The organism is [Chlorobium] sp. 445 (assembly GCA_002763895.1).
GTDB lineage: Bacteria > Bacteroidota > Chlorobiia > Chlorobiales > Thermochlorobacteraceae > Thermochlorobacter.
The window spans coordinates 18,663-43,019 of the sequence record NSLH01000019.1 but is presented as its reverse complement, the minus strand read 5'-3'; the positions used below and the strand labels follow the sequence as shown (position 1 = coordinate 43,019).

13 protein-coding genes, 1 tRNA gene and 5 pseudogenes are annotated in these 24,357 nt (G+C 47.5%); 12 read left to right on the top strand and 7 right to left on the bottom strand.

All coding sequences use genetic code 11. The features are described 5' to 3' along the window. Nucleotide 1: 1 nt before the first annotated feature. A complete protein-coding gene (locus CMR00_08695; GenBank protein ID PIO47754.1) occupies nucleotides 2–436 on the bottom strand; it encodes a hypothetical protein in 435 nt (144 codons plus the stop codon). Nucleotides 437–504: 68 nt separating this feature from the next. After that, entirely contained in the window at nucleotides 505–1,425 is a 921-nt protein-coding gene (locus tag CMR00_08690) for an ABC transporter substrate-binding protein (protein PIO47753.1), read from the bottom strand. 207 nt (nucleotides 1,426–1,632) lie between these two features. Between CMR00_08690 and CMR00_08685 the strand changes: the two are divergent. Continuing rightward, nucleotides 1,633–2,741: pseudogene (locus CMR00_08685) on the top strand (erythromycin biosynthesis sensory transduction protein eryC1). Nucleotides 2,742–2,772: 31 nt separating this feature from the next. On the opposite strand, the pseudogene CMR00_08680 reads toward CMR00_08685, so the two are convergent. Continuing rightward, nucleotides 2,773–3,938: pseudogene (locus CMR00_08680) on the bottom strand (selenocysteine lyase). A 38-nt stretch (nucleotides 3,939–3,976) separates the two neighbouring features. Then, nucleotides 3,977–4,477, bottom strand: a complete 501-nt coding sequence (locus CMR00_08675; GenBank protein ID PIO47752.1) for a hypothetical protein — start codon at nucleotides 4,475–4,477, stop codon at nucleotides 3,977–3,979. A gap of 1,244 nt (nucleotides 4,478–5,721) precedes the next feature. On the opposite strand from CMR00_08675, the gene CMR00_08670 reads away from it, so the two are divergent. Next, the gene (locus tag CMR00_08670; GenBank protein PIO47764.1) at nucleotides 5,722–6,045 is read left to right on the top strand and encodes a hypothetical protein; all 324 of its coding nucleotides are present in this window, start codon (nucleotides 5,722–5,724) and stop codon (nucleotides 6,043–6,045) included. A 16-nt stretch (nucleotides 6,046–6,061) separates the two neighbouring features. Here CMR00_08670 and CMR00_08665 read toward each other — a convergent pair whose 3' ends face one another. Together CMR00_08665 and CMR00_08660 are read right to left on the bottom strand one after the other, a co-directional pair. After that, nucleotides 6,062–7,327: a coenzyme F420 hydrogenase gene (locus tag CMR00_08665; GenBank protein ID PIO47751.1), complete on the bottom strand. Its 1,266-nt coding sequence runs from the start codon at nucleotides 7,325–7,327 to the stop codon at nucleotides 6,062–6,064. A 198-nt stretch (nucleotides 7,328–7,525) separates the two neighbouring features. Next, nucleotides 7,526–10,075: a Clp protease ClpC gene (locus CMR00_08660; GenBank protein ID PIO47750.1), complete on the bottom strand. Its 2,550-nt coding sequence runs from the start codon at nucleotides 10,073–10,075 to the stop codon at nucleotides 7,526–7,528. 471 nt (nucleotides 10,076–10,546) lie between these two features. Here CMR00_08660 and CMR00_08655 point away from each other — a divergent pair. Next, a pseudogene (locus CMR00_08655) lies at nucleotides 10,547–10,818 on the top strand (cold-shock protein). 30 nt (nucleotides 10,819–10,848) lie between these two features. After that, nucleotides 10,849–11,124 (top strand): hypothetical protein, encoded by a 276-nt coding sequence (locus tag CMR00_08650; protein PIO47749.1) that lies wholly within the window; start codon nucleotides 10,849–10,851, stop codon nucleotides 11,122–11,124. Here CMR00_08650 and CMR00_08645 read toward each other — a convergent pair. Continuing rightward, nucleotides 11,124–11,196: transfer RNA gene (locus CMR00_08645), tRNA-Gly, on the bottom strand. The genes CMR00_08650 and CMR00_08645 overlap by 1 nt on opposite strands. Before the next feature lie 192 nt (nucleotides 11,197–11,388). On the opposite strand from CMR00_08645, the pseudogene CMR00_08640 reads away from it, so the two are divergent. The 8 genes and pseudogenes from CMR00_08640 (at nucleotide 11,389) to CMR00_08605 (ending at nucleotide 24,334) form a co-directional block, all read left to right on the top strand. Beyond that, nucleotides 11,389–11,816, top strand: a pseudogene (locus CMR00_08640) (methylmalonyl-CoA mutase). A 49-nt stretch (nucleotides 11,817–11,865) separates the two neighbouring features. Then, nucleotides 11,866–14,956, top strand: a pseudogene (locus CMR00_08635) (preprotein translocase subunit SecA). A gap of 143 nt (nucleotides 14,957–15,099) precedes the next feature. Beyond that, nucleotides 15,100–16,134 carry a hypothetical protein gene (locus CMR00_08630; protein ID PIO47748.1) on the top strand — a complete coding sequence of 345 codons (1,035 nt, stop codon included), beginning with the start codon at nucleotides 15,100–15,102 and terminating at the stop codon, nucleotides 16,132–16,134. After that, nucleotides 16,104–20,594: a hypothetical protein gene (locus tag CMR00_08625; protein PIO47747.1), complete on the top strand. Its 4,491-nt coding sequence runs from the start codon at nucleotides 16,104–16,106 to the stop codon at nucleotides 20,592–20,594. The genes CMR00_08630 and CMR00_08625 overlap by 31 nt, the downstream gene beginning before the upstream one ends. A 57-nt stretch (nucleotides 20,595–20,651) precedes the next feature. Further along, entirely contained in the window at nucleotides 20,652–21,665 is a 1,014-nt protein-coding gene (locus CMR00_08620; GenBank protein ID PIO47746.1) for a hypothetical protein, read from the top strand. A gap of 9 nt (nucleotides 21,666–21,674) precedes the next feature. Beyond that, complete coding sequence (locus tag CMR00_08615; protein PIO47745.1) at nucleotides 21,675–22,514, top strand: hypothetical protein; 840 nt, start codon at nucleotides 21,675–21,677, stop codon at nucleotides 22,512–22,514. Nucleotides 22,515–22,544: 30 nt separating this feature from the next. After that, nucleotides 22,545–23,075, top strand: coding sequence for a hypothetical protein (locus CMR00_08610; protein PIO47744.1), 531 nt, complete (start codon nucleotides 22,545–22,547; stop codon nucleotides 23,073–23,075). Between the two features lie 38 nt (nucleotides 23,076–23,113). Next, on the top strand, nucleotides 23,114–24,334 hold the full coding sequence (locus CMR00_08605; GenBank protein ID PIO47743.1) for a hypothetical protein: 1,221 nt from the start codon (nucleotides 23,114–23,116) through the stop codon (nucleotides 24,332–24,334). Nucleotides 24,335–24,357 lie beyond the last annotated feature (23 nt).

Here is a 24,357-nt window from a genome sequence, read left to right as displayed (position 1 = left end):
CTTATTGCTCCACACGTAAAAAGAAAATATGCCTGTTCGCAGAGCGGAGTGTCTCACGCAGGTTGGTTGCAAAGACAGTGTAGAAGTAAAAGGTGTCGTTGCGAAACGAAGGCAAGCTCTGCAAGGTCTGAGCACTAATGCGAAGGCTTTCTACAGTAGTCTCTATGCTCAAAACGCGACCATTGTCAAAGTTGGAATCAAGGTCAAGAATAGCATTGTACTTGATATTGCCAGATAAGTCAAAAGCCGCAGTCTCCCAAGAAAGTTGGAGCGTATCGCTTGTGCTCAAAACAACAAAGGAATCTTGTGCAGGCTTCAGGACGCGAAAAAGCCCAACTGTACGCCGAATAATCTCTGGTACGACAGGATTTTGCTGTTGGCAAGCCGCTAGTGTAAGCAGCGTCAGTGAAAGCGACAAAGCAAGAAGTTTCTTCATAGCTGAAGTTGAAAAATTTTGTGCACTAAACTAATCTAATCAATCCAAAGTGTGTAGAGGCACAACAGTTAGGGTATAGCAAAAGTAAAGACATCGCCAAGCGCAAGGCGATTAGTCCAATAGGTATGCACATCAGGCTGTTTTTCAATTTGCCCTGTACGATAAAGCCATGCTTGAAGTGATTCGAGATACTCTGCCGAGAGCGTAAAGTCAAACGTAAAACAGGGGACAGTGGCATCATAAATGGCGTTGCTGAGTGTATCATCAAGTGCCGTGCCCGTACGGCTAAGGTAAATGAGCTTGGTCTCGTCAGGGTGCTGATGAATAAAGTCAATGCTGTGTCTTAAAACTTTGAGCAGCGCACGAATGTCGGATTCTCGGGAAGCTAAAAGATGTGGCGATGTAATCAGAATCAGTTGGCAAAAGTCAGGAATGCCCCAATCTTTGAGCGCAAAGAATTCGGCTTCCAAGCCACGATGACGCGCTTCAATAATTTCAAAATTGTAGAACACAAGCGTAGCAACATCGGCTTTGCCTTCTGCAAGCGCATCCGTGTGGTAGAAACTATTGTTGACTGCGGTAAGCGGTGCGTCCTTAGGTCCACCATCCGCTTCAATCATAGTGCGCACAATAGCTAGACCGCCGGGACCGGGTGCACCCGGATACTGCACGCGTTTGCCGACCATATCGCGCGGACGCAAAATGCCGCGATGTTTCAAATACATCACACCGCCGTTCGTGTGCAAAAAGCGCGCAAAGCCAACAATCGACTTGCCCTTTGCAGCATCAAGCACAAGATGAATTGGCTCTGTAATCGCAACATCAAGGTCACCACGCTCAATAGCGTCAATCGCATCAAGGTGTGCTTTAGGCTCAATAAGCTCAAGCGAAAGACCTGCTTCTTTTAGCCAGCCTTTTTCTTCGGCAATCATAAACGGTGCGTGATCTGGGTTGAGAAACCACTCCAACCCCAAACGAATAACAGACATGGTAGGTGATTGTGTTATAGTGTTAAGGTATTCAGCACGAAAAAAGAACTCTTAACAAAAAGCACACAAACATAAAAGATACGTCCAATCTGTGTTTGCGCAAAAGAAAAAGGCGAGCATGAAGTCAATCGGTGTGCAAAGCAAGGTTTTGGTTTTGTGGAAAGAACCGTGTAGAATTGCACGCATTGTGCCAAAAAAAGACTCAAAATGAAAATTCCATTTGTTGATCTTAAAGCTCAGTACCATGCGCTCAAAGCCGAGATTGATCAAGCCATTGCAAATGTGATTGCAGAGACGGCATTTATCAGCGGCAAATATGCAAGAGCGTTTGAAGAGGCGTTTGCGCAATATCTTGGTGTAAAACACTGCATCAGTTGTGCTAATGGTACAGATTCACTTGAGATTTTGCTTAAAGCCATGGGCATCGGTCAAGGCGATGAAGTGATTGTACCGGCAAACTCTTGGATCTCCACCTCTGAGGCGGTCTCAAACATTGGGGCAATACCAGTGTTTGTGGATATTCTACCTGACTACTACACGATTGACCCGAGCAAAATTGAAGAAAAAATTACGCCGCGCACCAAAGCGATTGTGCCTGTGCATCTCTATGGCTTGCCAGCAGAAATGGACGAGATTATGGCAATTGCGCAAAAACACCAACTCAAAGTCATGGAAGACTGTGCGCAGTCGCACGGCGCAACCTACAAAGGTAAAATGACTGGCACATTCGGTAACTGCGCCTCGTTTAGCTTTTATCCTGGAAAAATTTAGGTGCCTATGGCGATGCAGGCGCAATGGTGACAAACGATGATGAAATTGCTCGCATAGCACGCTTGATTGCAAATCACGGACAGCCAAGGAAAAACGAACACGAGGTTGAAGGACGCAATAGCCGTCTAGATGGCTTGCAAGCGGCGGTGCTCAGCGTCAAATTGCCGCATCTAGAAAAGTGGACTGAAGCGCGTCGGCGCAATGCTGCACTCTACAAAAAGTATCTTGCCAACTTAGGGATCATCTTGCCAAAAGAACCAGCATATTCGCGCCATGTCTATCACTTGTTTGTGGTGCGTGTGGCAAACCGTGAGCAAGTCATAGAAAGACTCAAAGCAGAAGGCGTGGAGACAGGGATTCACTACCCAACGCCGCTGCCGCTTCTGAAAGCCTATCAGCGTTTTGGATACACCGTGCAAGATTTCCCTGTCGCTGCCTCGCAAATGCATCAACTTCTCTCTCTGCCTATGTATCCGGAACTTACCGAAGAAATGATTGAGTGTGTTGCCAAAGTGTTAGAATCTGTGGAAGTGCAACTGGTCTAAATTCTGCAAGCCACAAGGCACGGTGTAAAAACTATAACGATTGCAATCGCTCAATCAGGCGATCAATATCGGCGTGAGTGTGATAGAGTCCAAAGCCGAAACGCAAACGATTGGCACGGCGGTCAATATAAATATCCTTTGCTAAAAGTGCGGCTTCAAGTGCAGCAGCATCTTCGAGTTCAAATGTAAGAAAGTGTCCGCACTGTGTCAGATTGCGCGAGGGTCGCAGAGCAGAAAGTGGTAAAGCCTTGATGGACGATGCTTCAAGGCGCTGCAAAAACACGCTTGCAAGTGCTTGACGTAGTCGTCAATTGCCTCTACGCTAAGATGCTGCGCAGCAAGCCAACGCATAGCAGCATTAAAACGGTAAAGACCACTTGGATCGAAGGTTGCCCCCGCAAATCGCTGTCCGTCGCTGCTGTAGGCGACTTCCTCGTGGTGCTCTTCAGCAAGTGCACCAAATTCAGCAAACCAGCCTGTATAAACAGGACGCAAGGTGCAGCCCTTTGGCACAACTAAAAAGCATACCCCTTCGCCTGACTGCGCATATTTGTACCCCCCCGAGAGATAAAACACACGCGATTCAATCTTGCGCAGCGATGTAGGAATTGCACAAAACCCGTGATAGCCATCAATGACAATAAGCGTCTTGGGAGAAGCAACACTGCTCACGAGCCGCTCTAAGTCGGAGATAACGAACCCTGAATTGAAAAACACATGGCTAAAGAAAATCATATCGAATCTCTCGTTTGCAATTGCCTCACAAAAGCGCGCCTCGAAAGTCTCAAAAGGTTCAGTAGGAATCTTGCGTGCAAGAAGCATTGAAGGCATGGCTTCTTGCAAGCGTGCCAGTTGACGCGAAAAGCTATAAAACTCGCTGTCTGTCGTCAGAATTTTTACAGGCTTTGACCAATCGAGTGCGGAGAAAAGGCGCGCGACAAATTCATGCGTGTTCGGCGCAAAAACAATTTGTTCAGGGTATGAAAGCTCAAGCAGCGATGCAATATGCCGCTGTGCTTCAGGAATGACAGTCGAAAAGATGTGGCGCCATTTCTTGTCGGCATAGCGTGCGCTGTCGTCCCAGTATTGCAGTTGTGCCTCACGCGTGACATCAAGCCAAAGATGATGGCTATGAGCCGCAAAATGCAAGCGGTGTGGTGCAGCACCTAAAAAACGAGAGTAATGCGATTGATACATTGTCATGGACTGTGATGAGAACGAAAGATGTAGACTTGCTACCTAATAAAGCGAATCATTCGGCGAAATTGTGGCAAAATCTCTTCTGTAGTGGTTTCAATTAAACTCTGTGCAAGATCGTTTAATTTAGAATTCGGCGGACACATCCCAATTTGGTCAGCTAAATACCATGGCATTTCCCCTGGCACCGATGAAACCCAAATCACAGAGTACTGCGAGGCGATTTCATTTTTGCGAATAAACCGATTCTTTGCCAAAAGCTGGAAGACAGGTGATTCCATTGTTGTGATAATCAAAATCAGGCGAACTTGTGCGCCTTGCGGTTCAACAAGGCGCAAAGAAGGCGAACGATGAATGTGCGCCTTGAGCAATTTAACCAAACTATCACCGACAATATCGTTGCCGCGCCATTTGATTTCTATCGGGAATTTATCCGACGGTTGCGCTGCAACTTCTTGCCAAAGCATAGAGAGACTTGTCAAAAAGCAGAGGATGAAGAGTTGCATGAGAAAAGAAAAAATTTTATGCCTCGTTGCCATCGTAGTAATTTTGAAACAACTAAGTGTGCAAAGTAGCAAAATTGATAATGAAGAAATTACTTACGCTTGCCCTCTGCCTGCTGCTGGCGTTAGCAAAAGTGCATGCACAGCCCAGCCCTCAAAGTTTCTCCTCATTTCAAGCGTGGCGAGATACGCTTTTGCAACTTGCTTTGCAGAGCACGGATGCTGCAGGACGAGCAAAGCTCGATGCGTTTTGGTCAGCTATGCAAGAGGCACGTCGCATTCCGTTTGCGATTGGGGATTCAGTAGGGTTTCTCTATCGTGGCAATGCCAGCAGCGTGCGTTGGAATGGCGATTTCAACAGTTGGGGCAATGCTTCACAGATTCGCAATAGCGGCAACTTACTGCCAAATTCTGACATCTGGTTGCTTGAACAATCCTTCCCAAGTGATGCACGTATTGACTACAAAATTGTGCTCAACGGCTCGACTTGGATTTTGGACCCAAACAATCCGCTAACGCAGATGAGTGGGTTCGGTCCAAACTCTGAACTGCGAATGCCGAACTATCGCCCCTCGCCTGAGGTTGTTCTACGCACAGCGCAGCGTGGCAGTCTCTCTGAAAATCAACGCATACAAAGTGCACAATTAGGCTACACGGTGCAGTATCGAGTCTATACGCCGTTTGGATACGACGCTGCAAGCGCGCAACCGATGCCAACGATTTATGTAACAGACGGACACGAATACGCCAACGATGCGATGGGCAGCATGGTGATTGTCTTAGATAACCTTATAGCTGAGCGACGCATTCAACCGGTCATTGCCGTCTTCATTGATCCCAGAAATCCAGATAATCTCTCACAAAATCGGCGTGCGTCAGAATTGGTAACGAATGCAAATTATCTGAGCTTTGTGGCAGCAGAGCTCGTGCCGCACATTGATTCGCTTTATCGCACCGTGCGCCGTGCAGAACAGCGTGCGATTTTGGGCACGTCGCTTGGCGGATTAAATGCAGCGTATTTTGGTTTGAATGCCTCGCAAACATTTGGTTTAATTGCCATGCAATCTCCAGCGCTCTGGGTAGCGCCAAGCGTTGCTGCCGAGTATCAACAGCGGGCACGCTTGCCACTGAAATTTTTTCTTTCAACAGGCACACTCTTCGATGGCGAAAGCAATACACGAGCCTTTCGGCGGAACTTAGAAGAAAAAGGCTATCCTGTACGTTATCGCGAAGTCAACGAAGGACATTCTTGGGGAAATTGGCGCGCCTTGCTGAGCGAGATGCTCACTTACTTTTTTGCAGCAACATCGAGTGTGCGTGAAAGTGATGGTGCACTGCCAAAAGAATTTCGCTTAGAGCAAAACTACCCCAATCCATTCAATCCAACGACAACAATTGCTTACACACTTCCCAAGCGCAGTAAGGTGAGCCTGAAAGTCTTTGATGTGCTGGGACGTGAAGTCGCAACGCTGGTCAATCAAGTGCAAGAGGTTGGAGCCTATCGCGCATACTTTTCAGCGCACGGTCTGACTTCTGGCATGTATTTTTATCAGCTGCGCGCCGATGAATTTTCACAAACACGAAAAATGACACTCCTCAAGTGAGCGCGCCGATGCGCACCTACGGCTCAAAGCCATACTTCTCGAGCAGCCGATAGACATGCTTTGGAACAAGTGTCTGGAGCTTTTCAGGATAGCGCTCTTTGACAAAGTAGTAGTTGCGAATAAGATGAAAGTCAATAGAGTAGCGCGCAAACTCTATGCCCTTGAAACTAAATCGTGAGAGAATAAACGCCATCACTCTGCCGAGCCAGATTGGAATGCGTCGACCAGTTTGCTTATCGGCGCGTTGCCAGCGCTCGAGCATAGTTTGAACATTCATTTTGACCGCATCAGCGCAGCTGCCAGAGGATTCTTCAGGGAAAAACTCTAGTTCATCTTTGATGAGTTGAAAAAGCGTTTCACCTTTTTCTGTGCGAACAATGATAAACTGACGTTTTTCATCTTTGACAAGAGGTGCCGCTGCATAGCCAATTGTAATGTCGGAAAGACCATTCATGTAGTCAAAGCAGCTCATGCAACTGGGCGCAAAGACGTCAGGCTGCGAAAGTTCGCGTGGCAGTGAGAAATAAGGAACTTTTTCAATCTCCCCATTTTCATGTTTGAGATGCACCGTGAAATCTTGCATGAATTCATAATGCCGAACGGTGCTTGGAGATTTAGAAATGCGCTCCAGAGCCCAACGCAGTTTCTTTGGTTTAACATTATCGACGCACGGAATGCCGATGGTCAGAATCTGCATATCGCACAGATATGGAAAGCGTTGCTGGAAATCGCGCAAGACATGGATATGGCAAGAGGCGCCAATCACAAGAAGTTTTTTTACGCCTTGACGGTAGGCGGTTTCTAAACTTTTGAGCGTAGGTGAAATTACGGGCTTATTGCCACGCGCCTCATAAACTTCAGCGGAAGTGCGCGCTAAAACAGGTTCAGGAAAAAAGTAGTCGACTTTGCTGCGATGTAGAGTGGCAACAGCTTCAACCATGCCTGTTTCAAGGGCTTTGGCTGCAAGGCGCGTAATGATGCCACTCCACTGCGCCTCGGGAATCGGTGAGCGAAGCCGCGCAATATATCGCGCACGCATGATGCCAAAGCGCATTTCCTCTAAGTCCTCTTGTGAGCGTTCTCTACCGTATAATGCCGTTTCAGCATTGCCAAGCCAGCCGAGTTCGAAGACACAACTCTCAAAACTTTCTTTAGCGGGCCACGCACGCACTTGGCATAAACCACAGCTGCTACACAGTGTCTCCTTAGACTGCGGTGCGAGTGCTGAGGTAGGAATCAATGATGATGGCTGCGGTTGAGTTGAGCCAGTAAGATAAGTCATAAAGTTATACTCCTTTCAAAAAATGTAGAGGCGCTCTGCAGCGCATTTAAGCTAAGGTAAGAAAAACGGGGATAGCGGCAAATAGTGTGGGCAGAAGCGTTATGCTTATGAAGTGGGATAACATTTTGGTCTCAGGCAGAGCTAACCGCTACAGCATTGCGGAAAACACTCTGCCTGAAAACCGCAGGAAGCAACACACTACTGACTGCTTAATGTACCGACACTGGTTTGCACATCAACTTGAGGTGCGACTTCAGTAAAAGTCAGTTTGCCCTCACTTTCGCTAAAGCCGATTTCAATCGTGCTACCTTGCTTGAAGCGCATGCGCAGCAGTTCTTCTGCCAGTGGATCTTCGACATACTTTTGCAAAGCTCTGCGCAAGGGACGGGCACCAAACTTTGCATCATAGCCTTTCTCGATAAGGAAAGACTTTGCAGCATCGCTTAGGTGCACCGACATGCCCAGTGTCTTAAACCGTGCAAAGACTTTCTCGAGCATCAGATCGATGATCTTCGAAATATGCTCTTTTGTAAGTGGTTTGAAGACAATCACGTCGTCAATGCGATTGAGAAATTCGGGCGAGAAGAATCGGCGCAGTGCCTCATCTATAGTCGCCTTGACTGAATTGAACTTATCGTTTTCGGTTTCAATGGCAAAGCCCATTCTGCCTCTGGCGCGCATTTCAATATCGCGTGCAGCGATATTCGATGTCATGATGATAATGGTGTTCTTGAAATCTACACGCCGACCTTGTGCGTCGGTCAGAATACCATCATCGAGTAATTGCAAAAGCAAGTTAAAGACATCAGGATGCGCTTTTTCGATTTCATCGAGCAAGACGACAGAATAGGGTTTGCGTCGCACTTTTTCGGTCAGTTCGCCACCTTGATCATAGCCCACATATCCAGGCGGCGCGCCAACCAAACGGCTCACATTGAAGCGCTCCATGTATTCCGACATATCAATGCGAATCAGCGCATCATCATTGCCAAAGAGCTGTCGAGCAAGGGCTTTAGCAAGTTCCGTTTTGCCGACACCGGTTGGACCAAGAAAGATAAAGGAGCCAATAGGTCGATTCGGGTCTTTGAGACCAGCACGACTGCGCTGAATCGCACGCGCAATTTTTTCTACGGCTTCATCTTGACCAATCACGACGCGCTTGAGTTCATTAGGAAGTTGCAAGAGTTTCTGCGACTCGCTGGTGCCAACTTTCTCAACAGGTACACCAGTCATGCTTGCAACCACTGCAGCAACGGCGTCTTCTGTAACTTCAAAGACTTCGCTGGATTCTGCCCAAGCTTTTTCTCGTGCTTTGAGTTCTGTTTGCATGCGATGGTATTCATCACGCAAGCGCGCTGCTTCCTCAAAGCGTTGTTGTTTGACCATGTCCATTTTTTCTTTGCGCAATCGCTCAAGCTGGGCTTCTAAATCTAGAATATCTTGTGGCACTTTGATATTAGACAGATGCACACGGCTACCGGCTTCGTCGAGCACATCGATAGCTTTGTCTGGGAAGTAACGATCTTGAATGTATCGATCAGAAAGTTTGACGATAGCTTCAAGTGCCGCTTTGGTGTAGCGCACATTGTGATGTGCTTCGTAACGCCCTTTGAGTTGCTCCAGAATTTGCAATGTCTCTTCAGCTGTTGGTGGTTCAACCATCACTTTCTGGAAGCGGCGCTCGAGTGCCCCATCTTTTTCGATGTATTCACGATATTCATCGAGCGTAGTTGCCCCAATGCATTGCAGTTCGCCGCGTGCAAGCGCAGGTTTGAAGATATTAGAGGCATCAAGTGAGCCTTGACCACCGCCGGCACCAACAATGGTATGAAGTTCATCGATGAAGAGAATCACATCCGGCGATTTAGCAAGTTCTTGCATAATGGCTTGCAGGCGCTCTTCAAACTGTCCACGGAACTTTGTGCCAGCAACGAGAGAGGCCATGTCAAGCGCTACAACACGCTTGCCAAAGAGCACAGCGGGCACTTGCCGCTTGACAATGCGCAGCGCCAAACCTTCAGCAATTGCGGTTTTGCCAACGCCAGGCTCACCGATAAGCACAGGGTTGTTCTTTTTGCGACGCGATAGAATTTGCGTCACACGCTCAATCTCTTTTTCACGACCAATCACAGGGTCGAGTTTATCTTCTTGAGCAAGTTTAGTAAGGTCGCGCCCGAAGGTGTCCAGCGCAGGGGTCTTACTGCGACCCTTTGGCATGGGGCGCGATTTTGGCGGTTCAGGTGCCGCAGGTGTATCATTTGCACTTACAAGTTCTGGTTCATCGCTCTTTTCAGAGGACGCCGAAGCAGAAAGCAAGTCAGACTGCTCCGTGAGTTCGCGTCGCACATCAAGATAGGTTACGCCAAACTCCGAAAGCGTTTGCGAAACAAGAGATTGTTCATCGCGCAGCAGAGAAAGAAGCAAATGCTCTGTGCCGATGAACGATGATTTCATGGCTTGTGCCTCGAGCACCATACGACGCAGTGCCGTCTCAGCAGATTTTGTCAGGGGGAGATTGCCAAAGAACGGCACGCCGTTTGATGTGCCAATAACGTCTTCAATGGATTTTTTCAATGCATCAATGTTGACGCCCAGATTTTCTAGGGTCCTCACAGCGGTGTTATCCCGATCGCGCAAAAGACCCAGCATAAGATGCTCCGTGCTAATGTGGTCATATCCAAGCCGTAGAGCTTCCTCGCGACTGAAGCGCAAAGCTGATTGCACCCCACTGGAGAAGTTGCTGTCCATAATTTCTATCCCTCTCGTTTTTATAGCACGAACGGTGTGAGCCCGCTCACGCTGTGTTAGAAGATTCTTGAGTTCCACATGCACAAACGCTATGCCAAACTTAAAGTTTCGTTAAAAAAAACAAATTAGAGCAGGAAAAGTTGTCAGGCAGCATGCCAAAAAGTGTCCCTTTTATCAAAAAAAGGGTAATGACTATGACAAAAGTAATGCCAGAGAATAGGCAGAATTTTACAGCCAAACATAGGGCGCTAAAGCAATTTTGTCAGAGACTTAGCAAGTAAGCATAAGTTAGATCAATCACAGAAGAAAAAAACGGCTGTATCGACTGTAAAGAAATGAGATTTTGAGAAAGTCGAATTGATGAAGCGGGGGGCAACTTCTACATTGCTACGGAGAGAGAAGAGAACATTTAGCTGGTAGTAAGTGGCGGGGCAGAATTTTCAAACGCAGTAAACGAGAGGAGTATCAGCAATGGCAAACCGTAGCAATGTCAAATGGTTTGACGGCAAAAAGGCTATGGATTCATTTTGAATCCAAACGGCGGTGAAGATATTTTTGTGCATTATTCGGCTATCAACTCGGACCGCAAGTATAAGATGCTGGATCCTGGGGCACCGGTCGAATTTGAACTGATTACGACGACGAAAGGACTGCAAGCGCAAAATGTGCGGCAGTTGACACCAGTGTCGTCAGGAACACCGACATCAGGATCGGGTTCAAATGTGGATGGGACTGCAAGATAGCGAAAAAAGCACATTTCTGTCTCCGCTGTGATGCCTTTGGGGCTATACGCTAAGGGTGCGTGTAGCCCTTTAATTTTTTGCCAGCGAGACTTTAGGGTGCATGCTAGGGCGGAGAGGGTGGGATTCGAACCCACGGTAGTCTTGCGACTACATCGGTTTTCGAGACCGACCGATTCAGCCACTCTCGCACCTCTCCAGAGTTCCAGAGTTTCTGTAGAGTTTCTGTTAGCATCCTTGCTAACAGGGAAAAACAAGGGGGAAGCAAGAAAAAAAATAGCCTTGCAAACGCAAGGCAGTGTGTTGTGAGCGAGAGACGAGGTTCGAACTCGCGACCCTCACCTTGGCAAGGTGATGCTCTACCAGCTGAGCTACTCTCGCATACTCGCATAATGAACTCAAAGAACTTTCGTACAAGTTGGGATACAAATATGCATAAAAAATTTCTTTTGTGCAAGAGCTTTTTGCATAGCTCGGGCATTGGCGTAGCAAAGCGATTTCACTATCTTTGAAATTCAGTAAGTGCAGAGTAGTATGTGGTAACTCTACTTAAAACAAGAAGAACTCGAACTTGTGAATAGACCGATTCGCGTGCTCATAGCCAAGGCGGGTTTGGACGGGCACGACCGTGGTGCAAAGGTTATTGCTGCAGCGTTGCGCGATGCGGGTATGGAAGTCATTTACACAGGCTGCGCCAAACGCCAGAGATGATTGTGCAAGCGGCTCTACAAGAAGATGTTGATGTGATTGGTATCAGTGTATTGAGCGGCGCGCATATGACAATTTTTCCACGTGTGCTCAAACTAATGCGCGAAAAAGGTTTGAACGATGTTTTGCTCATGGGGGGCGGAATTATCCCAGAACAAGACATTCTCAAACTGCAAGAAATGGGCACAGGAAAACTCTTTGTGCCGGGCACGCCAACGGCAGACATTGTCTCTTACATTCGTGAATGGGTGCTCAAGCGAGAAACAAGCCAAGAAGGAAAGCAAGCGCTTTAGAACTGCGCTCTTTTTTAAATGAAGCCATGCAACACTAAACAAAAGTGATATGCTGAAATTTTTGGAAAAAGTATTTGGAACGAAGCATGACAAGGATGTCAAGCGTCTGATGCCGATTGTCGAGGAGATCAATAGCTACTACGAGGAATTTCAGAAGCTGAGCGATGATGAACTGCGTGCTAAAACTGAAGAGCTCAAAGCTCGCATCAAAGACTACACGGCAGAAATCGAAGAAGAACTAAGTGCTGAGAAGGAAAAACTGAGCAATCTCGATCTGACCTTTGAGGAAGCACAACATATCAAAGAGAAAATCGAGTCGCTTGAGAAAGAACTGCACAACGCCACTGAAGAAATTCTCAACGAGATTCTTCCCGAAGCATTTGCAATTGTCAAGGATACCTGCCGCAGGCTAGTTGGCAAAGAGTGGGTTGCAGGCGGCACGACGATTAAGTGGGACATGATTCCATACGATGTGCAACTGATTGGCGGTATTGTGCTGCATGAAGGTAAAATTGCGGAAATGGCGACGGGCGAAGGCAAAACGCTGGTTGCAACGCTGCCAGCCTTTCTCAATGCGCTGACAGGACGCGGCGTGCACATTGTTACTGTCAACGACTACCTTGCCAAACGCGACCGTGAATGGATGGGACCGATTTATGAATTTCATAATCTCAAAGTCGGGGTCATTCTCTCAGATATGACCTCAGCAGAACGCCGACAAAGCTACGCCGCTGATGTAACCTTTGGCACCAACAACGAGTTTGGCTTCGACTACCTGCGCGACAATATGGCAACCGACAAAGAAGAGGTTGTTCAACGTGGGTTTAACTATGCTATTGTCGATGAAGTCGACTCTGTACTCATCGATGAAGCGCGTACGCCACTGATTATCTCTGGTCCCGTCCCACAATCCGATACGAGTAAATTTATAGAGCTCAAACCAAAGGTCGAGCGGCTTGTTCGAGCGCAGCAGAACCTTGTGGCGAAAATTTTAAGCGAAGTCGAAAAGCTGCTTACCGAAAAAGATAAGATTGATAAAGATTGGGAGTTTAAGGCAGGGCTTGGGCTCTTGCGTGCCAAACGCGGTCAGCCAAAGAACAAAAAATTCATCAAACTCATTGGCGAAGGCGCAAATGCTCGCCTGATGCAGATGGTCGAAAACGAGTTTCTGCGCGACAACGCCCGGCGCATGCATGAAGTTGATGATGAACTTTATTACTCTATAGACGAGCGATTCCATCAAATTGATTTGACTGAAAAGGGGCGCCTGCTCATTACTGATGCTAATCAAGACCATGACTTCTTTGTGCTGCCTGATGTGGGCACGGAAATCGCAAAAATTCAAAATGATCCAAATCTTTCAGAGGCGCAAAAACAAGAAAAGAAAGACGAACTTTATAGAGTGTTTGCTGAGAAATCGGAACGCATTCACAATGTCTCCCAACTCTTGCGCGCCTACTCGCTCTACGAACGCGATGATGAATATGTCGTGCAAGATGGCAAGGTGCTGATTGTCGATGAATTTACAGGACGCATTTTGACTGGACGCCGCTATAGCGACGGGCTTCACCAAGCCATCGAAGCCAAGGAAGGGGTCAAGATCGAAGGCGAGACGCAAACGATGGCGACCATTACGCTGCAAAATTACTTTCGGCTCTACAAAAAACTTGCTGGAATGACAGGCACAGCGGAAACCGAAGCACAAGAGTTTTTTGAAATCTATAAGCTCGATGTTGTGGTCATTCCAACGCACAAAAAAGTCATCCGAGAAGATCGAGAAGATTTAGTCTTTAAGACCAAGCGTGAGAAATACAACGCTGTGATTGCAAAAATTGAAGAGTTGCGCAAGAAAGGGCAACCTGTGCTGGTGGGTACAACAAGCGTGGAAGTCTCTGAGACGCTATCACGGTTTCTCAAGATGCGGAAGATTCCGCATAATGTGCTAAATGCCAAGCAGCATCAACGCGAAGCGGAAATTATTGCACAAGCAGGACAAAAGGGAGCGGTAACGATTGCGACAAACATGGCGGGGCGTGGCACGGATATCAAGCTCGGTCCGGGTGTCAAAGAACTCGGTGGGCTGTTCATTCTGGGTACAGAACGACACGAAGCACGCCGCATTGATAGGCAGTTGCGTGGACGCGCAGGCAGGCAGGGCGACCCGGGTATCTCGCAATTTTATGTGTCGCTCGAAGATGACCTGATGCGTCTTTTTGGCTCAGAGCGCATCGCTTCAATCATGGATAGATTAGGGCATCAAGAGGGCGATGTGATTGAGCATCCCATGGTAACGAAATCTATTGAGCGTGCTCAGCGCCGAGTCGAAGAACAGAACTTCGGAGTCAGAAAGCGACTGCTGGAATACGATAATGTGATGAACCAACAGCGTGAGATCATCTATGCGCGCCGTCGTGATGCGCTCTACAAAGAACGTCTTCGCCTGGAAATCTTCGATCTCTTAGATACTTATGCCGAGCAAATCGCAGAAAAATATGTTGGCGATTATGACGCTGAAGGCTTAAAGGAGCAAGTGCTGCGAGAGCTCAGTGTACCCGATTGAACTGACGCGAGACAAATTTGCCGCCCTTGGCAAAGAAGGTGTAAAGGAGTTAGTCTATCACACCGCAAGCGAATTCTACAAACGCAAGGAAGAGCAACTTGGCAATGAGATGATGGGACGCATTGAGCGCTTTGCGGTGCTAAGTGTCATTGATGAAAAGTGGCGTGAGCACTTGCGCGACATTGACGACCTTAAAGAGGGAATTAACCTACGCGCCTACGGTCAGAAAGATCCGCTGCTGGAATATAAGAAAGAAGCCTTCGAGCTCTTTGTGCAGATGCTGAATGAGATTGCTGCACAAACGCTATCTGTTGCCTTCAAGCTGTATCCTGTCGCACAGCCAGTCATGGAGCCACGTCGTGTGCAGCGCAGTCGACTTAAAGCTGTTCATGCAGAGGCACAAAGCGCGTATAGTTCTAGCGCAGTGCAGAGCCAAGCAAACGCTGATATAGAGCAAGAAGAAGTGCCGAAGCAACAGCCAATCCGAGTAGAGAAAACACCCGGACGAAATGACCCATGTCCTTGTGGCAGTGGCAAAAAATACAAGAACTGTCATGGCAAAGCTGTAGCGGCAAGGTAAAGCAAACAAGGGGACAAATTGAGAACTTGATAGATTGCACTGCTGCCTATATTTTTGCAACAGCTAAAAAACACTCATATTCATGCATACCGCCTCATCACTGCACAAAAGCAGACTGCATGACTAACAAGATCAAAACTTTAATGACGCATATTCATCTGCGGCATGTGTTGGCTGCAAGTACCGCTTTATGGTTGCTTCTTACTCTTTTTCCTCAAAGACTGCTGGCGCAGCACATAACACCCTCGAGCAAGAGCGAAAAGATATCGCTTGAACCCTCCTCAGTGGTGTCTGTGGCAAAGGTAGATAACAGCAAAGTGCGGCTTGTATTAGAATTTGCTGTGCCATTCGTGAGAGAAATACAGGTAAGCGAAGACAATGTCGAGCAGGAGATTGCCTCGCTGACAACTAACCATCTGATGATGAATCAACTCTACCGCATCCCATCTTATCATTATGTTTTGCAAGCGGCTGTGCAATCGGCAAGGATTGTAGCGGAAGAGGGTGTCGGTGTGCTGCAAAATGTCGTGCTGAAAGCTCATCCTGAGAAGCTAAATGATGTGCCAATCGGTGCACGAGATGAATGGCGCGGGCAAGTAAAGGCAGAATTGAAAATTTCAGAGAAGGAAAACTTCCCAAAAGAAAAACTTAAATGGTTCTACGCAGGCTCTATGCGCGGCACACCGCTGACAAGCCTGACAATCTCACCATACATTTATGTGCCAGCGACTAAAACACTGCGCTATGCTCAGAAAGTTACAATTGAGTGCACACTGAATACACAAGAATCAACGCCAGAAGAATTTAAGGTTGATCTTGATGAAGCTGAATTGATGCGTCAGTCGCCACGCCGACGCAGTCCCTACACGCCACTTGAGAAAACCATAGGTGGCAAATTGATGTCCTTTTCAGAGGCGATGGGCGTGCAGCAGAGTGTCTTCGGGCGGTTGCCAGTAGTGCCAAAGTATCGCTTCATTGTCGACAAAGATGGGGTGTATCGCATTGGCTTTTTTGAGTTTCAAGATGCAGAACTCCCACGAGATTTTTTTCCGCTGATCCACGCACCTTCAGACTCTTCAACAAAGGACGCGAAGTGCCCATCTATGTCCGCGGTGAGCAGGATGGTCGCTTCAATCGAGATGACTATGTGGAATTTATTGGTGAAGCGCATCGCTTAGCATTTTCAGACCCGAATCGCCCAGAGATGTATAATGATCCCTACACCGATGAGAATGTCTACTACTTCTACTGGGAACAGACTCTCACACCGAGCAATCGAGGGCTACGCTTGGTCGAGATTCCAGCAGAGCCGCGGGGGATTAGCGGTGTGATTAACTTGCGCAATCAGTCGTTTCGCTCGACCCTGCACTTTGAGAACGATCTCTTATCAGAGCGATTTGCACTTGTCCATGATGTTTTCAACTCTCCGGGTTACCGACGCACACGCAATCACAGCGATGCAGGAGATAAGCGCTTCTGGGCACAAGTGGCAACAGACCGCGGCACGACATTACCTATCTCTATTCCAGCACCACAGACGAACAATACGACCGATTCCATCATTTTGCGTGCAGCTTTGCATGGTATCAGCAGTGCAAATGGGCGCAACCCACAATTTATAGCCAATATCTTCTTTAGCTTGGAAGTGGATTTCATACAAGTCATGAGAGCCGAGTGGGGCGATGGACGAACAAATCAACCTGCAGCTATCATTCGTTCAGGGCTCTCACCGTTAGCGCACCGATTACTTGGTGGGGTGTCTGCTGCACGGGTGGGGAGCGGCGAAGCCAACCCAAGTGTGTCGGCGCCTCTGTTTTACTTCAACTGGCTGGAGGTCACTTATCGTCGCTTGTATCGTGCTGTAGAAAATGAAATTGTCTTTACAACGCCGCCAGAGGCAAGACCGGGACGCTATCAGTTTGTAATCTCAGGGTTTACGACGCCTGATATTGAAATCTACAAACAAGGTACAGGGCGCTTAGGCAATTTTACAGTCGAGCAGTATGAAATCATTGATGAACGTGGTGAGAGAACAGGAAAATTTGAGTTCCGCGCCATTTTTCAAGATGAAGTGCTAAGCCCAGCAGACGTGCGCTATATTGGCATAACAAATGCAAAGAAACTGCTACCACTGCGCATTGAAAAAGTAACGCCTGCAAATCTCTTTGAGCCAAGTGTGAGATTGCGTGACAGAAATAATGCCTACAACTTCATCATCATTACCTCACGCGCATTTCTTACCGAAAAAGACGCAAACAATCTGCTAAGTCCAATACGCGCCTACAAGGAAAATCGAGAAGCCCGTCTGCGAGCTTTGCGTGAGCCCGATCGAGTGCTGGTAACGACAGTAGATAATATCTACGATGAGTTTAATGATGGTATCAAAAGTCCATATGCAATAAGGGAGTTTTTGAGTTATGCTTATCGAGAATGGCGTGAATCGCCGACATATGTGCTGCTAATTGGCGATGCAGTGTTTGGCAAGATCGCTCCAACTGATGTGCCCACGATGCATGTGCAAACCTACATTTTTGGCGCAACGGCTTCTGATGCTTGGTTTGCGATGATTGATGGTATTGATGCCTCGGGACAATTAGACCTTGTGCCTGATTTGCAAATTGCACGCATACCTGCACAAAATCAAGATGATCTGCAGGCTTACTTGCAGAAACTCATTACCTACGAGCAACAGCAAACCTTAGGTGAATGGCGCAACCGTATTTTGCTTATTGCAGGCGAAGCAGAAAGCGGTAGGGGCTCTATTGCTGATGGTACATTGGTAGATAAAGTGGTGCAGACCGATCAGCTCATCGATGGATACATTGACCGAACCTTGTTTGTCGATCGCTTGCACACTGCAGCAGGACGTAACCGTCTGGATGCCACAGCGCCACTTGATAAATATCGTGGAGGTCAAGATCAGCTCATCAATACCCTCAATCAAACTGGGGCGTTGGTTGTGAATTTTATGGGACACGGTGGCGGAGGTATCTGGGGAGATAGTCAGGTGCTAACACGCGAAGCCGTCGATCGCTTGCGCAATGGTACGCGCTTGCCATTCATTACCAGCATGACCTGTTTTGTCGGTGCCTTCGACGATCTTTCAAGCGTACGTGGAACTTTCGTCAATAGTCCTATTACGCTAACTGAAAAGCTCATCTTATCGCCGGAGCGAGGGTGCATCGGTATGATTGCATCAGCAGGGCTTGGTTGGTTTATCAATGATTTTTTAATGGCTCAATCGATTTACGAATTTCTGCTCAATGAGCGATTTCAAGATCTCTCGATCGGCGATATGCTCTTTCGTGGCAAAATTCGTTATTACTTGCAGTATCGCGATATCTACACTCTGCAAGCTCCAACCATGATGTATCAATACGGTGTGTTTGGCGATCCGGCATTGCGCTTAGCGCTGCCACGCAGAAGCACACCCACTGGAGAGCCCGCAATTCGTTGGGAACTGCCAACGCATCTGACAAACGTTGGGGGACGCTTGGTAATTCGTGGAACGGTAAACGGGATTACAAACGGCAACGGATTTGGCAGAATCACAGACCAAAATAATTTGGAAGTAACCACAAGTACAATTCTCTTTCAAGTCAGAAACGGCAGAATCGGGCAAGTAATTGGCGGTCAGTTTGCCGACAGTCTTGTGATTATCCTACCACAACCACCAGCGATTACAAGAACAAACATTCTCAATTTCTCGCGTGGTGGAGGACAGTTCAAAGCGCATATCATTTCTGAAGATGCAAGAGCAGATGTGAGCGGTGTTGTTCGCTTTAGCAATTCTGCACCGTTTATTCGCAGTGTGGTACCATCCAGCGACATTCGTACAAGCGAAAATCGAGCGGTGAATTTTACAGTGCGCGTTGATGCGCGTCAGCAGGTGCAAAGTGTAACGGTACGCGCAACTGTAACACGTGTCAATAGTGCGACGCAAACAAGCGAGACGGTCTTTGAGGCGAATTTGCCAACAGACTCAAGTGCACCCGGTGTGTTTGTAACAACAAGCAGCATTCCAGCCACAGCGATGCGGCGCGGTCATACTGTAACCTATTCAGCCGTGGTACGCGCAGGCAGCGAAGAAAGTCGTTCCGAGAACGTGCAAAGTGTCGTAGGCGAACGAGCAGATGTAGCAGCTGTGCAACAAGCCCGCGCAGGATTGAATCAGTTCTACGACAATCCTACAATTGATTTTTATCTCGAGGATAATCGTATCACGATTGGCGCAGAGGTCTACAACTGGAGCAATGTCGCAAGTCCAACACGTGTGATTTTCTACGAAAACTCTGTCAATAATTCTCTCTTTCAGAACATTCCCCCAACGCTGAGAGCAGTACGGCGAGTGATTGGCACGACAAATGTGCAAATTCCAGCAAATGGCAAAGTGCGTGCAACAGTGCCGGTTCCTGCAGACTTCAGGCTGCTGCAAAGCTACAACATTGCTGTGCAAGTTATTAGTGATACAACTATCGCACCAGATGTTGATGTCAGAAATAATCTCTCTAATCAGCGCACCATCACTTACAACCTTGTGCAAGTACAAAACACCACAGGCGCAAGTGTGCCAATCGATAACAATTGCACGCTAAGCTATGAACCAGAGACCTTTTCGAGAAGTGGAGCGCTCAAAGTAGAGCGTATTGAAAATCCCGTAAAAGTCGGACAGCCTGACAACGAATTTGTGCGACTGGCTTCACAATCTGACACCGCCACAACACGTTTAGCCTATCGCATCACACCTGTAGATTCAGCAATAACACTTGCGCGACCGCTGCGTCTTACTATGCGTCTGAATCCTAGAGACTTTGCCACACGCCGCACATTTGTCAATGGCTATTTCTTTTCTGAAGACATCGAGCGCTGGCTACGCATTCCAATTCAGTCGAAACCAGATGTCAATACGGTAGCAATCGACTACAACCGCTTTGGTACCTTTGCTGTGATGCATACCAACGACCAAACACAGCCGCGGATTACGCTCGGCATTGAAGGTCAGGAATATGCGCCCGGCGGGTTTGCTCCACGTCGTCCAAGAATCGTGGCGGTCTTGCAAGATCAAAACGGGATTTATTTAGATCGTCAATTCATTCGTGTCATTCGCAATGGTGATAGCTCTGCTGCGGTGCAAGAGAAACTCAATATTCCAATCTCTTCTCCAAATGCTAATAGCGTAGGAATTACTTACGACGATGAATTTCCGAACGGACAACAAGAAGTAGCATTTATTTTCTATGATGCAAATCTGAATGTGCGTCGCAGCGACACCTTGCGCTTTGTCGTTGAAGAAAACTTTCGTTTGCGCGTCTATGGCGCTTACCCCAATCCATTTGAAGACCGCACATTTATTGGCTATGAAATTATTGGTCAGGAGCCTGCCGATGAGTTTGAAATCAAAATCTATACTGCTTCAGGTCGGCTCATCAATACCTTTCGTCAGCCTGGTGTAGCGCCGCCCGGTTTTGAGAACAATGCAAATTTGACTTTCACGCAGGTAGGGGGGCGTGTGATAGAATGGTCAGGCTTAGATGAGCGTGGCAACAGCGTAGCAAATGGAGTGTACTACGCCAAAATACGTGTGATTCAAAGAGGGCGAGTCTTAGAAGAGATTATCAAAATCGCGCGCCTGCGCTAAGCCTTAAAGTAAATCAAGATGAAAAAGCAATTTCTGCTAATGAGTCTGGCGTTACTCATGTCAAGCTATGCAGTAGCGCAGGAAGAGCGATATGCTGCAGCTTTTTTGGATATCCCGCTGGGCGTACGCGCTTTAGGTGTGGGCGGACAGTTTACGCCAATCGATAACAAAGATGGCTCTGCGTTCTTTTGGAACCCGTCTGCGCTTGCACTCATCAAGGGCAAGTATATCTCAACGATGTATTCCAATCAGTTTGGCTCAATTGGCAATCCACTCTCAAATTACTTCCACATTGGCTACTCTCAAGATTTAGGTGCAGGTATCGGTGCCTCATTTAATTGGATTCGCAACAGTGTTGCAAATATCCCCTTGACCGATGAACCAACAGGCTCACGAGGCGACTACTTCCGACAAATTCGAGCGGGTATTTTAGACAATGGTGGCGCAACGTTCTCAAACAATGATGATGCGCTATTCATCTCGATTGCCAAGACACTGATCAATACCGTCGATTTTGGTTGGCAATATTTTCGCTTGCCGATTGAAATCCCACTGGGCGTAACCTTCAAGTATGTGTCGCAAAGTTTTGGCGGCGATCGACGTGTGAGCTTTTCGGGCAATGGTGTGGGCGTCGATATCGGCACACTCATCAAGTTTAAACTCGGAGACTTCATTGGCAGACAAATCTTCGGTGATCTCGTCTTTGGCTTGACGGTCAAAGATCTGTTCAATACCACGATTGCATGGAATACAGACCTGAGAACGCGCGCAGCTATTCCACGCTCATTTCTGATTCACGCCTCGTACAAACAGCCACTAGAATTTCTATACAGTTCGGTGATTCTGCTCATCACACGCGACACAAAGTATGAAGGACTGACCTCGCTAGGATTAGAATACCGTTTCCGTGATTTGCTCGCCCTACGCATCGGCAGTTATGACCGTAATCTAACACTCGGTGCAGGCATCTTTCTCTTTCGTGCGTTCTACATTGACTATGCGTATCAATCGAGCGAATTAGGCGCCCCGCACCGAATTGGGCTAACTGTAAACTTAGCAGAGTTTTTCTAGCTGTAAGCGATGACGAGAACAGGGATTTTTCTTATTGGGGCTGTTGCAATGAGTCTGCTCTTGCTGGGCTGTCCGCCTGACCCAGAGCCCCCAGCACCGCGTCGACCGCAGTTCGTGCCAAAGTCATCTGATACGGCAAAAGTAGAGCGCGGCATTCGCCCAGTGCCGGGACAAAATGCAATTCGATTAGAATGGTTTAGAAATACCGAAAGAGACCTTGCAGGATATCGTGTCTTTAGAACCAGTGAAGTCGCACAGGATACCACGCTGCCGATTAACTTTCGACTGCTGCGTGAGATTCCACTGGGCTCGCAAGAAGCAATTGGGCTGCCCGACACGGTGTTTATTGATGCAGCAGCTGTACCAGATGTACAATACTACTATCAGATCGAAGCCTACACGCGCAGGGGAGCACGAAGTGAGCGTTCAGTGCCAGAATCATTTCGCTTGGCAACGCGTGTGGAACCACGAACACCGATTGGGCAACTGGTGTTCTCACGCAGTGATACAACCATCTACTTTGAGTGGGGCAAACCCTCATTCGCAAGCGGATTCTATGTGCTCAAGCTCTATGAGTTCCGAGGATTTGATACCTTCTTTGAAGAAGACTGCGTGGCTATTTTGTATGATGGCTCAAGTTTCCGTGATCGGGATACAGTGAGCATTAATTTTGGTCAAGTGTTTCAAGCGCCAAGTCCAGTAAGGCGGATTCCAAATGGCTTGCGGGTTTTTAAGCGCTTGGAGAGTGGCGTACAATATCGCTGGCAGGTTCAAGCCTTCCCAGAAGATATTGACCGACGCTATGGCACCGCATCAGAACTTTTGGGATTTCGCGTGAGCATAAATTAGGTCCGTTAAAAAACCATAAAATTTGCCGAAATGCGAAAAAAAGTTTGCTTTGTCGTCCTACTTTGTGTAATTTTCGCACAAAGTGTTTCAGAAGCCCAAGTATTTGGAACAACACCGCAAGGTGAGACTCCTCAAAGCCCAAGTAGTGCGCCGTCGGCATATTTTTTTGGTCAAGGACAAGGGATCTTAATTGATGTAAATCTTTGGGGTCAAGTGCGCAGTCCAGGAAAATACTATGTGCCCTACAATACTGACCTTGTATCCTTACTCTCAATTGCGGGAGGACCAGCCCCAACAGCAAAACTCGATGATATTCGCATTGTACGATATGCTCGGGTGGACAGCGCAGTAGTGGAGAAAGTGGTGCGAGTCGATATAGACAAGTTCATTGAAACAGGGGAACAAAATTTTCCAGCACTGCTACGAGGTGATACGGTGATTGTGCCCGGCGGTCCAATTAGTGTGTTGAATACCATTATTACCGTAACAAATGCTATATTTGGCATTGTGAATGCTATATTCCTCATCGTCATCCTGAACCGCGAACTTGCAAGAAACTAAACTGGAAACCATAGACGATCAATCGGAGGATAAATACAATGAGAAAAACGCTTTACCTACTTCTGCTCACTGTTCTTTTAGGAGGAATCGCTGCGGAGACGAGGGCACAGTACGCTTTTACAGCAAGTAGTCGCCTCATTCGCACTCAAGAGGCACTTAATCCTAAGCAGGGCAGCCTTACCTTCTTTTCGCATTTTGATTTTAGTACAGTTGCAGGAGCCTATGCAGGACAGTTAGGAAATCTTGTAGCGCATTCTATCGTAACCAACTCGATTCACCTCGACTACGCCTTCACAAATAATATCTTGGTAGCACTCAATCCGCTTATCTACAGCGACATTCATCATCAAGATGCTGCATCAAATGTATTTGAGCGCATATTTTTAACGGCAAAAGTAGCTTCCTTTGGCATCGCAAATGACTATGTCTATGTCGGCGGTATGGCCACCTTTATGCTTCCGCTGGCAAGTCGCTGGAATCAATTTGGTAACCCGTACTCAGCAGGTGGCCCCGAAGTCGGTATCAATGTGCTACTGTCTTACTATTCCGATAACCTCTTTCCAAGAGAATCGTTCAACGTCAATCTCAACCTTGGGCTCTACAACTACTTTGATGCTGGTAAGAATATCTCCAATACGCCAGGGCGAAACTTTGAAGTGGAAGCCAATAGCAATGCGATTACATACTCACTTGGCTTAAAATATCCGACAACATCAGTTGACCTGATGCTTGAAATCTGGGGATGGGTATTTATCTCTGAGCCACCCGTTCAGGCGTACACGCGAGAAGCCATGGCATTTATCTCCGCAGGTGCACGCTTAAAACCTGTGGATTTCCTTGCACTCACACTCGGCTTCGACTACCAACTGACTGGCAGAGAAGACAAAACGCAATACGGTGCGTTTGGAATCGTACGTCGTCCACCAAATGCGCCTACAAACTACACAGAATGGCGCGTACTCTTCGGCGTGCAGTTCAATATCCTGCCGATTTTGAGTGGTGCAGCAGACCCAAGCTTGATTGACTTTACCACAGGCTCACAAGGCTCAGATATTATCCTGCGCAAACTCGAAGACATCGGTGATGACAAAGAATCCACGGCAAGAAAAATTGAGGAATTGCGTCGTCGCCGCCAAGATATTGAAAGGAATTTGGAACAGCTGCGCTCAATCTTGAAAGAAGGCGAACCGCAGAAGAAAGAAGAAGAGAAGAAACCGGAAGAAACGAAACCTGAAGAAAAGAAGCCAAACGAGAAGTAAAAGAGTTGAGCAAGAAACCCGAG

Bases quoted from the DNA above. Each gene is read 5' to 3' on its own strand.
- CMR00_08695 (PIO47754.1), bottom strand. From the start codon at position 436: ATGAAGAAACTTCTTGCTTTGTCGCTTTCACTGACGCTGCTTACACTA.
- CMR00_08690 (PIO47753.1), bottom strand. From the start codon at position 1,425: ATGTCTGTTATTCGTTTGGGGTTGGAGTGGTTTCTCAACCCAGATCAC.
- CMR00_08675 (PIO47752.1), bottom strand. From the start codon at position 4,477: ATGGCAACGAGGCATAAAATTTTTTCTTTTCTCATGCAACTCTTCATC.
- CMR00_08670 (PIO47764.1), top strand. From the start codon at position 5,722: ATGCTCACTTACTTTTTTGCAGCAACATCGAGTGTGCGTGAAAGTGAT.
- CMR00_08665 (PIO47751.1), bottom strand. From the start codon at position 7,327: ATGACTTATCTTACTGGCTCAACTCAACCGCAGCCATCATCATTGATT.
- CMR00_08660 (PIO47750.1), bottom strand. From the start codon at position 10,075: ATGGACAGCAACTTCTCCAGTGGGGTGCAATCAGCTTTGCGCTTCAGT.
- CMR00_08650 (PIO47749.1), top strand. From the start codon at position 10,849: ATGCCTTTGGGGCTATACGCTAAGGGTGCGTGTAGCCCTTTAATTTTT.
- CMR00_08630 (PIO47748.1), top strand. From the start codon at position 15,100: ATGACGCATATTCATCTGCGGCATGTGTTGGCTGCAAGTACCGCTTTA.
- CMR00_08620 (PIO47746.1), top strand. From the start codon at position 20,652: ATGTCAAGCTATGCAGTAGCGCAGGAAGAGCGATATGCTGCAGCTTTT.
- CMR00_08615 (PIO47745.1), top strand. From the start codon at position 21,675: ATGACGAGAACAGGGATTTTTCTTATTGGGGCTGTTGCAATGAGTCTG.
- CMR00_08610 (PIO47744.1), top strand. From the start codon at position 22,545: ATGCGAAAAAAAGTTTGCTTTGTCGTCCTACTTTGTGTAATTTTCGCA.
- CMR00_08605 (PIO47743.1), top strand. From the start codon at position 23,114: ATGAGAAAAACGCTTTACCTACTTCTGCTCACTGTTCTTTTAGGAGGA.